Here is a 10,252-nt window from a genome sequence, read left to right on the forward strand (position 1 = left end):
GCTTCGCGTCCTTGGCCGTCCTCATCGGGGCCGCCGGTGTCGCCCTGGGCGCCCCCTGGGCCGACCCGGCCGTCGGCCTGCTCATCACGGCGGCGATCCTGACCGTCCTGTGGCAGACGGCCCGCGAGGTCTGGCGCCGCCTGATGGACGCCGTGGACCCCGCCCTGGTCGACCAGGCCGAAGCCGCCCTCGGCGCCACGCCCGGCGTCCTGGCCGTGGGCGACGTCCGCCTCCGCTGGATCGGCCACAGCCTGCGCGCCGAGTGCGACGTGGTCGTCGACCCCGCCTCCACCGTCGTCCACGCCCACCAGATCGCCGTGGACGCCGAGCACAGCCTCCTGCACGCCCTCCCCCGCCTCACCGGCGCGGTGGTCCACCCCGACCCCGAGCCCCGGCCCGGTGAAGATCATCACGCGGCCCTGGCGGGTCACCGCTGAGTCGGCTGCCTGTGAGACGTTAGTCCGGAGCAGAAGGGGAACATACAGGCCCCGGACGATCGATCTGGGACGGGATGGCGTCGTGAACCAGCCTTCGGAATTCAACGGACCCGACGAGAACACCGGACCCCCCTACGTCCCGGACTCCGACCTGCCGACGGTGACCGTCCCCCTGCCGGGCGCGGTCGAGCTGCCGGGCGCGGTCGAGCAGGAATCGTCCGCCGAGGCCACCCAGGCCCTCCCGGCCGTCACACCATCCCCCACCGAGACACCATCCCCCACCGGGACCGCCCCCCTCCCGCCGGCCGAGGCCCCGCCGACGCCACCCGCCCCCGAGCCGGACGTCGAGTTCGCGGACGCCCAGGCCGATCCGGGAACGACGCAGCCCGTCCCACCGGAAGCCGTGGACCCCGCAGGCGGCGTGGTCCTTCCGGAGACGGTGGAAGACGACCTGCCTCCCCGTGCCGTGCCCGCCGCAGACACGACGGCGGTCGATCTGCCCGACCTCGGCGCGGTGGCGGACGGCGACGAAGCCGGCGATGGCGCCCCGGCACGGCACGTCCTGCCAGAGGACGTCGAGCCCGCGTCCGGCGCAGCCGTTCCGGAGCCGGTCATGGACGAGCAGCCGCGCCATGACGTCAACGCCGAGCCGGCCTTCGGCGAAGCGCACCCCGAACTTCCCGAGGCAACACCGCCCGCAGAGGACCATGCGACAACGGACGCGGTGGTCGCCGAGAGCACGGAGGCGGGGCAGGACGTTCCGTCGGAGGACGCTGCGAGCGGCATCGCCTCCCCCGAACCGGTCGCGGGCGAGGGGATCGATCCGCGGGCGGCGTTGGGGACCGTGCCGATCGAGGTCGGCGAGCCGACGCCCCCGTTGGGGACGGAGACGGGCGACGGGGGCTGGCGTGAGCTGGTCGAGAGCGTCTACGGGCCGCTGAGCGAGTTCTACGAGGGGCTCGACGCGCGGCTGCGGGAGGTGCCCGAGGACGTCCCGCCGGTGGGGTGGGCGCCGCACATCGCGGCTCTCCGAGCGCTGCGGGACGGTCGGGTCGCGGGGGAGTGGGACGTGCTCGCCCGGTTCCTCGTCGCGCCCGCGACGCTGGAAGGCGCGGAGGGGCTGCGGCTCGTCCGGGCGGACGAGGGCGACGAGGCCCGGGTCGTCCGGGACGCGGTCAAGGAGCTCACGGAGGCGGACGGGCGGGCCCTGCTGATCGCCCCCACTCCGGAGCGGGCCGCCGAGCTGCTGCGCGCCGTGGAGGACGACCCCGATGTCTTCTCGCTGCTGATCGAGACGCGGCCGGAGACGGCGGAGGCGCGGTCGGTGCGGACGCAGGCGCTGCCCCCCGTCGAGGAACGGCCGGCCGAGGAGCCGCCCGCCGAAGCGCCGCCGCCCCTGCGGGAGCCGGGGTCCAACGGGACGGTCGAGTTCAGGCCCGTGGGCGACGCGCTCCCGGAGCCGGAGGCCGTCGTGACCAGGGCGGAGCCCCTGCCCACGCTGCCGCCCGAGGACGCCCTGGAGCCTGTGGAGCCGGTGGAGCCCGAGGAGGGCCCGTCGGCGCCGGAGGCGCGGGTGCGGTCGGCGGCGCTCCGTCCGGTCGGAGAGGCCTGGCGGCTGTCGTGGCAGACCGAGGCGCGGATGCTTCAGCGCGGGCTGATGTCGCTGGAGCAGTGGCCGCGCGACGCGGCGGCGCTCCAGTCCGTCCAGGCGGAGAACCTGCGGGCGGCCGAGCAGCTGGAGGCGGAGAAGGCGGACCTGGCCCGCGCGATCGAGGACGCTCGGGACGCGGCGGCCGCCGCGGAGGAGGCGGCGGCCGGCGCCGACGCCGAGGCGGAGCGGCTCTCCGGCGTCCAGGAGGAGGCCGAGGCGGAGCTGGCGGGGCCGCGGGCGGAGGCGGACCGGCTGAAGAGGACCGCGGACGAGGCGGGCGCCGAGGCGGCCGCGCTGACGCGGACGGCCGACGCCACCTACGCGCGCTGCGTCCAGATCGACGAGCGGGCCAAGACGGCGCAGTCGGAGTTGCAGGGGGCGCGGCAGGCGGAGGCGTCCCTCACCGAGGAGCTGGCGCGGGCGCGGGAGGCGCTGCCCGGCGCGGCGGAGGAGGCGCACCGGCTGGCGGCGGCCGACGCGGACGCCGCGGCGGAGGGCCACGCCGCGTACTACCGGCTGGTGTCGGCGGAGTCGGCGCTGTCGGCGCTGCGCCGCAAGATGACGCTCGGGCAGCGGCTGCACGTGGCGTCGCCGCCGTCGGAGCTGCGCGGCCTGCGCGCCGAGGTCAAGGCCCGGACGCGGGAGGCGGACGAGGCGGCGACGCGGGCGCGGGAGGCCAAGGAGGCGGCGGAGCACGCGGAGCGGGTGCGGCGCGGGCTGGCGTCGTTCGTCTCCGAGGGCGGGGCGCGGCTGAAGGCCGCGCAGGAGGCCCAGGAGCGGCTCGGGACCGAGCTGGCCTGGCTCGCGACGGAGCGGGAGAAGGTCGGCGCCGAGCACCAGGAGCAGGCCCTGCGGGCGTCGGAGGCGGTCGAGCGGGCCACCGAGGCGGGCCTGCGGGCGCGCGCGGCGCACCAGGTCGCGCAGGCGATCGAGGAGCGGGCGAACGCCGCGCGGACGTCCCGCGAGGAGGCGCTGGCGGCGGCGGCGCGGGCCCGGTCGGACGCGGAGGCCGCCACGGCGCGCGCGGCGGAGACCGCGTCCGAGCTGGCGCGCCGCACGGAGGAGGCCGCGGCGGAGACCGCCGCGCGGGAGGCCGAGCTGGAGACGGTGGCGGCGGCCGAGGAGCGGTCGCGGGAGAGCGTCCTGGAGATCTGCGGCGCCGACCCCGCCGACGACCCGGAGGCGGTCCCCGCGCACCAGCGCCGCGCGATGGCCCGGATCGAGGAGCTCACCGGCTTCCTGGAGGGCGGCCGGGCGGCGGGGAGCGAGGTCCTGCTCCGCACCGCCGACCTCGTCGTCGGGACGCCGGCGGGCGCCGGGCTGACCGTCCGCGACGAGGAGTTCGACGCGCTGATCGTCGCGGACGCGGGGACGGTGACCGACGGCGAGTTCCTCATCGGGGCCGTCCGCGCGCGCCGCTGGATCCTCGTGGGGGCGGCCGGGACGCGCCCGCCGGGCTACCGCGAGTACACGGGCTCGCCGGCGGGGCGGCTGGAGCTGAGCCCGTTCGAGCGCGCCGCGACGGCCGCGCCCGGCCTGGCGGGCTAGTCGTCCTCGTCGTCGTCGGGCAGGAACAGGTGGAGCAGCCAGCCGACGACGCCGACGACGATCGCGCCCCAGAAGGCCGGCCAGAACCCGGTCACGTGGAACGGCAGGTCGAGCCCCTCCGCCAGCTCGCTCGTCAGCCAGAGCAGCAGCGCGTTCACGACGAGCCCGATGAGGCCGAGCGTGACGACGTAGAAGGCGCAGCCGAGGGTCTTGATGAGCGGCTTGAGGACGGCGTTGACCAGCCCGAAGATGACGGCGACCGCGACCAGCGTGAGGATCCGCCGGGAGGTGGTCTGGTCGCCGAGCGTGATGCCGTCGATCAGGACCGTGGCGACCCACAGGGCGACCGCGGTGGCGCCGACCTTGAGAAGTATTCGCACGCCACGCATCATGCTGGCCGGGACACGGCCATGTCATCCCACTGCGAGACCATCCGGGCGGACGCTCCCGTCATCACCGCGGATGACCCGTCCGGCGGCGTCCTACTCGGCGCGGTCGAAGAACGGGGAGGTGGCGGCGGCCTGGGAGCGGGCGTCGGGCCGCCGGCCCGTCACGGGGGCGCCCTGCACGGCGGGCTCGCGGGGGGCGGCGTCCCGGCGGGGCGCGCTCCTCTGCCGCACGCGGGCCAGTTCGCGCTCCAGGCGGCGCTTCTCCATCTCCAGCGTGGTCAGCGACTCCTCGTGCTCCTCCCGCAGGTCGCGCAGGTCGCGGCGGGTGCGGATGCGGCGGGCGGCGCCCTTGAAGGTGAACGCCATGCCGCTGAGGAAGACGAGGGCCACTGCCGCGCCGGAGAGGAACACCTGCCATTCGCTCTCCAGACCCGGGACGGCCTGGCCGAAGACGACGAGGTCCGCAGGGCCGGTGTTGTCGATGACGACACCGGCACCGACCGTGATGGCGGCCGCGACCAGGAGAAAACCGAGGAACACCATGGGCAGATCTCCTCTGCAATGACTCCGGAGGGGGAACGGAGGGCCCCCACCATGCCAGACCCGAAGACGATCATGTCGGTTTCGCCGGATAAATCCTGGTCAGAGGCTTTCGTCCGAACCGATCGCGCCGGGTTCCGACGTGATCGCGGCGGGTAGTGAGGGGACGTCGCGACGAGATCCGTGGAGGGGCCATGTCCGTGCAGGCCATCGTGTTCGACCTCGACGGCGTCCTGATCGACTCCGAGCCGGTGTGGGAGGAGGTGCGGCGCGGCTACGTCGCCGAGCGCGGCGGGCGGTGGCTCCCCGACACCCAGGACCGGCTCATGGGCATGAGCACCGAGGAGTGGGCCGGCTACATCGCCGCCGACCTCGTCGACGGCGTCACCGCCGAGGAGGTCGCCTACGAGGTGGTCGACCGGATGTCGCAGCGGTACGCGGACGGGCCGCCGCTGCTGCCGGGCGCCGAGGACGCCGTCCGCCGGATGGCGGAATACCGCCCGCTGGGGCTGGCGAGCTCGTCCCCGCGCGCCCTGATCGACCTCGTGCTCGGGCATCTCGGGGTGGACGGCCTGTTCCTCGCCACCGTGTCGACCGAGGAGGTCGAGAGGGGCAAGCCCGCGCCGGACGGCTACCTCACCGTCGCGGCGCGGATGGAGGTCGCGGCGCGCAACTGCGTCGCGGTCGAGGACTCCGGCAACGGGCTGAGGTCGGCGCACGCGGCGGGGATGGCCGTGATCGCGGTTCCGCGTCCGGCGCACCCGCCGGCGGCCGACGCGCTCGCCCTGGCCGCGCACGTCGCGGGCGGTCTGGACGAGCTGACCCCCGAGCTCGCCGAGGCCGTCGTCCACAGGTGAAGGTTCGGGGGACGGGTGTCCGCGGCGGTTCATAGTATGGCCCGGTGACTTCCCCTGAGACCCCGGAGACCCTCGACACCCTGCGGCGCGTGTTCGGCTACGACGCGTTCCGGGACGGCCAGCGGGAGATCATCGAGCATGTGGTCGCCGGCGGGGACGCCCTCGTCCTGATGCCGACGGGCGGCGGCAAATCGCTGTGCTACCAGATCCCGGCGCTCGTCCGGAAGGGCACCGGCGTCGTCGTCTCCCCCCTCATCGCCCTCATGCAGGACCAGGTCGACGCGCTGCGCGCCCTCGGCGTCCGCGCGGGCTTCCTCAACTCCACCCAGGACTTCGACGAGCGCCGCGTGGTCGAGGCCCAGTTCACGGCGGGCGAGCTCGACCTGCTGTACCTGGCGCCCGAGCGGCTGAAGCTCGCCGCGACCGTCGAGCTGCTCGACCGGGGCGACGTCTCCCTGTTCGCCATCGACGAGGCGCACTGCGTGTCGCAGTGGGGGCACGACTTCCGCCCCGACTACCTGACGCTGTCCGGCCTGCACGAACGCTGGCCCGACATCCCCCGCATCGCGCTGACCGCGACCGCCACCGAGGCCACCCGCGGCGAGATCGCCTCCCGCCTCCGGCTCGAACAGGCCCGCCACTTCGTGGCGAGCTTCGACCGTCCCAACATCCAGTACCGGATCGAGCCGAAGACCGACGCCAAGCGCCAGCTGCTGCGCCTCCTCCAGAACGAGCACCAGGGCGACGCGGGCATCGTCTACTGCCTGTCCCGCAACTCGGTCGAGAAGCACGCGGCGTTCCTGACCGAGAACGGCATCGAGGCCCTGCCCTACCACGCCGGCCTCGACGCCGGGATCCGCGCCGCGAACCAGGCGCGCTTCCTCCGCGAGGACGGCCTCGTCATGGTCGCGACCATCGCCTTCGGCATGGGCATCGACAAGCCCGACGTCCGCTTCGTCGCCCACCTCGACCTCCCCAAGTCCGTCGAGGGCTACTACCAGGAGACGGGCCGCGCCGGACGCGACGGCCTCCCGTCCACCGCCTGGCTCGCCTACGGCCTCCAGGACGTCGTCAACCTCCGCAAGATGATCGACGGCGGCGAGGGCGACGCCGCGCACCGCCGCCGCCAGGCCATGCACCTCGACTCCATGCTCGCCCTCTGCGAGACGGTCGAATGCCGCCGCGTCCAGCTGCTGAACTACTTCGGCCAGTCCGGCGAGCCCTGCGGAAACTGCGACACCTGCCTCACGCCGCCCGAGACATGGGACGCGACCGTCCCCGCCCAGAAGGTCCTGTCGACCGTGGTCCGGCTCGACCGCGAGCGGCGCCAGAAGTTCGGCGCCGGCCACATCGTCGACATCCTCCTCGGCAAGAAGAACGCGAAGGTCATCCAGTTCGACCACGACTCGCTGAAGGTCTTCGGCATCGGAACCGAACTGCGCGACACCGAGTGGCGCGGCGTCGTCCGCCAGCTCCTCGCCCAGGGCCTGATCGCGGTCGAGAGCAACCACGGCACGCTCGTCCTGACCGACGAGAGCGCCGGCGTGCTGCGCGGCGAGCGCAAGGTGATGATGCGCCGCGAGGCCGAACGCCCCGTCGCCAAGGCCGCGAAGACCGCCAAGTCGGCCAAGGCGCAGGTCGAGCTCCCCGCCGAGGCGATGCCGCTCTTCGAGCGCCTCCGCGCCTGGCGCGCCGCGACGGCCAAGGAGCAGGGCGTCCCCGCCTACGTCATCTTCCACGACGCGACCCTGCGCGAGATCGCCACCGCCCTCCCCACCTCCCTGGCCGAACTGGGCCGCGTCAACGGCGTGGGCGAGAACAAACTCGCCAAGTACGGCGACCAGGTCCTCGAAACCCTGGCCGCCGAGTAGACCCCGGAGGGCACCAGGCGACACGGCGGCCACACTGCTGTGTCGCCGCCGAGGCAATCGACTTGCCTTTACTCTGTGTTATCAGTTGATTACCATATGCACATGACACGCATGAACAAGATCGCCTTAGGCGGTGCGCTCACCGCCGCGTCGCTCTTCCCCGGCCTCTCCACCACGGCGCACGCCGCCGCTCCGGCGACGTCCTCCGCCAGGCCCGCCTCCACCGAACAGGCCGCGCCCGCCGCGTGGAGCGTGAAGTGGCGAGCCAAGATCTCCGCGAGCTACTTCAACGCCCACGCCCACCGATGGGTGTCCCAGCCCTTCATCGCCAGGGGACGGCTCCAGGGCCGGTTCATCTGCTGGAACAACAGGGACGGCGGAACGATGCGGCTGCAGATCATCAGGGAGAACGGGCAGATCCTCCGCGACACCGGCGTCCGGCCCTGCGACTGGCACTGGCATTCCACGGCCTCCCTCAGATTCCAGCGCGCCGGCATCGTCCGCTTCCGCCTCGAAGCCGGACGCCCCGCACACACCACCACGGTCCAAGCCCGTGCCTCCCGCTGACCCGCCCACGCGGCACCTTCACCCCCGAAGGTGCCCCAAGGGCGTCCGCCAAAGCACACAAGACCCCACCCCCCGCACCACGTCCCCCTCCCCCACCACCACCCGAGCCCGAGCCGGCACCAGCTGGACCTGCGCTGCCCCCAGACGCAACGCCCCCAGCACAACCTGGACCCGGCTCACCACCAGCGGAACTCGTCCCCCCGCCAGATGGAGCTGTCTCGGCACGAGTCGGGCCCGCCTTGGCACCAGCTGGACTTGTATCGGCACCCGCTGGAGCGGTCCCGGTACCAGTTGGACTTGTCTCGGCATCAGCTCTTCCTGAGCCGACACCTACTGGACACGGGGCGGCATCGGTTGGCCCGTCTTGGCCCTGGTGGCGCGGCCCTCGGGGCGTGTCCTCGGTGGTGGGGCTCGTAGTGGTGAGCTAAGGCGGCTCTGGGGTGGACGGGCCGGTTCGTCCGGGTGAAGGTTCGGAGCGGGCTTCCGGTTCTTGGCTGGGTCGGTCTTGCTGGGCGGGGTTCGGGGAACTCTCAGGGTTCTCCCAGGATTCCGCGTGGGCTTCTGCCAGACGCGTCCGCTTCCATGTCCGGCATGGGAATCAACCGGAAGACGATCGCGGCCGGGGCCGGGGCCGCGGGGCTCCTCGGGCTCGGGCTCTACTTCTCCGTCCCGGCCTTCGCCGACGACCCCGCGCCCTCGCCCACGGCCCACGCGGGCCAGGGCCACCCCGGGAAGGGGCATCCGCTGCGCCGGGCGCGTGCGCTGCGCGGAGTCCACGGTGAGGCCACTGTCAAGGGCAAGGACGGGTTCCACCTCGCCACCTGGCAGCGCGGCAAGATCACGGCCGTCTCGGCGACGGGAGTGACCGTCCGCAGTGAGGACGGCGTCTCCTGGACGTGGACGGCCGACGGCAAGACCCACGTGCGCAAGAACGGCGCGAAGGCGTCCCTCCAGGGCCTGACCGGCGGCGACCAGGTGCTCGTCGCGGGAGAGCGCTCCGGCGGCACCCGGACGGCGCGCCTGGTCCGCGTCCCCCAGCACCGCTAGTCCACCGGCGCGGGTAGTTTCGGGCGGGTGAGTCCGATGTGCGGGCGCGAGGCCGGCGCGGGAGCGAGCAGCGGGAGCCGATGAGCGAGACCCGGCGGGTCCTCGTCGTGGACGACGAGGCCAACATCCGTGACCTCGTCGAGGTCGCGCTGCGCTTTCACGGTTTCGCGACCGCCACCGCCGGCACGGGCGAGGAGGCGCTCGGGGCCGTCCGCGAGGCGCGGCCCGACCTCGTCCTGCTGGACGTCATGCTGCCCGACCTGGACGGTTTCGAGGTGTGCCGGCGGCTGCGCGCGGACGGCGACCAGGTCCCGGTGATCTTCCTGACCGCGCGGGACACGCCGTCCGACACCGTCACCGGCCTCACGCTCGGCGGTGACGACTACGTCACCAAGCCCTTCTCGATCGATGCGCTGATCGCCCGGGTGCGGGCCGTCCTGCGCCGGGCGGCCCCACCGGAGCCGTCCGCCGGGCCCGTGCTGCGCGTCGCCGACCTCGAACTCGACGAGGCGCACTGGACGGTGCGGCGCGGCGGCGTGCCCGTCGAGCTGTCCCCGACCGAGTTCCGGCTGCTCGCCTACCTGATGCGCAACGCGGGCATGGTGCTGTCGCGCGCCCAGCTCCTCGACGGCGTGTGGGGCTGGGACCACGGCAACCCGCAGGTCGTCGAGACCTACATCAGCTACCTGCGCCGCAAGCTGGACCCGCTCGGCACCCCGCTCATCCACACCCAGCGCGGGGTGGGTTACGCGCTGCGGCCATGACGCTCAACGCCCGGCTCCTCACCGGCCTGCTCGCGGTCACCTCCGCCGGGCTGGCGATCATGGGCCTGGTCAGCGCGCTCGTCCTGAACGGGTACCTGATGCACCGCGTGGACGGCCAGCTCCAGGCCACCCGCGACCGCGCCGTGACCCGGCTCCTGCGCCCCGGCCTGCCCGAGCAGGGCGTCGCTCCCGCGCAGTTCGTGGTGCTGGCCGTCGGCCCGGCGGGGCGGGTCCGCGTCCTGAGCGGCGACGCCCCCGCGCCGGAGCAGGCCGTCCGCGAGGTGCAGCGGCTGGGACGGGACGAGCTCGCCGCCCGCGCGCGCGGAATGGAACCGTTCTCCCTTCCCGGGCTGCGCGCGGTGGCGCGCCCCTGGGGGAAAGGCGTCGTCGTCGTGGCGGCCCCCCTCACCGAGATCCACGCGGCCGTCCGCAACCTCGTGCTGTCCGAGGTCGCGACGGCCGCCCTGCTGCTCGCCGTCCTGCTCGTGCTCGGCCGGCGGCTCATCCGGCGCGGCCTGCTGCCGCTGGACCGGATGGCCGCCACGGCGCACGCCATCACCGCGGGCGGCGACCTGCGCGCC

9 protein-coding genes and 1 pseudogene are annotated in these 10,252 nt (G+C 74.0%); 8 read left to right on the top strand and 2 right to left on the bottom strand.

Going from position 1 to position 10,252, the window contains the following annotated elements; all coding sequences use genetic code 11:
• Positions 1-437: cation diffusion facilitator family transporter (locus tag AB0C69_RS29715; RefSeq protein WP_360358428.1), on the top strand; the 437-nt coding region annotated here is incomplete at its 5' end.
• Positions 438-519: 82 nt separating this feature from the next.
• Positions 520-3,636: a hypothetical protein gene (locus tag AB0C69_RS29720; RefSeq protein WP_360358429.1), complete on the top strand. Its 3,117-nt coding sequence runs from the start codon at positions 520-522 to the stop codon at positions 3,634-3,636.
• Here the strand turns inward: AB0C69_RS29720 and AB0C69_RS29725 are convergent.
• Entirely contained in the window at positions 3,633-4,016 is a 384-nt protein-coding gene (locus AB0C69_RS29725; protein ID WP_345171437.1) for a phage holin family protein, read from the bottom strand. The two genes, AB0C69_RS29720 and AB0C69_RS29725, sit on opposite strands and share 4 nt — an antisense overlap.
• Positions 4,017-4,118: 102 nt before the next feature.
• Positions 4,119-4,568, bottom strand: a complete 450-nt coding sequence (locus AB0C69_RS29730) for a hypothetical protein (RefSeq protein WP_360358430.1) — start codon at positions 4,566-4,568, stop codon at positions 4,119-4,121.
• Positions 4,569-4,759: 191 nt separating this feature from the next.
• On the opposite strand from AB0C69_RS29730, the gene AB0C69_RS29735 reads away from it, so the two are divergent.
• The 6 genes and pseudogenes from AB0C69_RS29735 to AB0C69_RS29760 form a co-directional block, all read left to right on the top strand.
• Complete coding sequence (locus AB0C69_RS29735) at positions 4,760-5,422, top strand: HAD family phosphatase (RefSeq protein WP_345171441.1); 663 nt, start codon at positions 4,760-4,762, stop codon at positions 5,420-5,422.
• Positions 5,423-5,466: 44 nt separating this feature from the next.
• Positions 5,467-7,293, top strand: coding sequence for a DNA helicase RecQ (gene recQ / locus AB0C69_RS29740; RefSeq protein WP_345171442.1), 1,827 nt, complete (start codon positions 5,467-5,469; stop codon positions 7,291-7,293).
• A 102-nt stretch (positions 7,294-7,395) separates the two neighbouring features.
• Positions 7,396-7,860 carry a hypothetical protein gene (locus AB0C69_RS29745; RefSeq protein WP_360358431.1) on the top strand — a complete coding sequence of 155 codons (465 nt, stop codon included), beginning with the start codon at positions 7,396-7,398 and terminating at the stop codon, positions 7,858-7,860.
• A gap of 591 nt (positions 7,861-8,451) precedes the next feature.
• Positions 8,452-8,907: a hypothetical protein gene (locus tag AB0C69_RS29750; RefSeq protein WP_360358432.1), complete on the top strand. Its 456-nt coding sequence runs from the start codon at positions 8,452-8,454 to the stop codon at positions 8,905-8,907.
• An 80-nt stretch (positions 8,908-8,987) separates the two neighbouring features.
• The gene (locus AB0C69_RS29755) at positions 8,988-9,671 is read left to right on the top strand and encodes a response regulator transcription factor (RefSeq protein WP_345171446.1); all 684 of its coding nucleotides are present in this window, start codon (positions 8,988-8,990) and stop codon (positions 9,669-9,671) included.
• Positions 9,668-10,252, top strand: a pseudogene (locus AB0C69_RS29760) (sensor histidine kinase); the annotation flags it as partial. The gene AB0C69_RS29755 and the pseudogene AB0C69_RS29760, both read left to right, overlap by 4 nt.

It is taken from the genome of Actinomadura sp. NPDC048032 (assembly GCF_040653175.1).
Lineage (GTDB): Bacteria > Actinomycetota > Actinomycetes > Streptosporangiales > Streptosporangiaceae > Spirillospora > Spirillospora verrucosospora.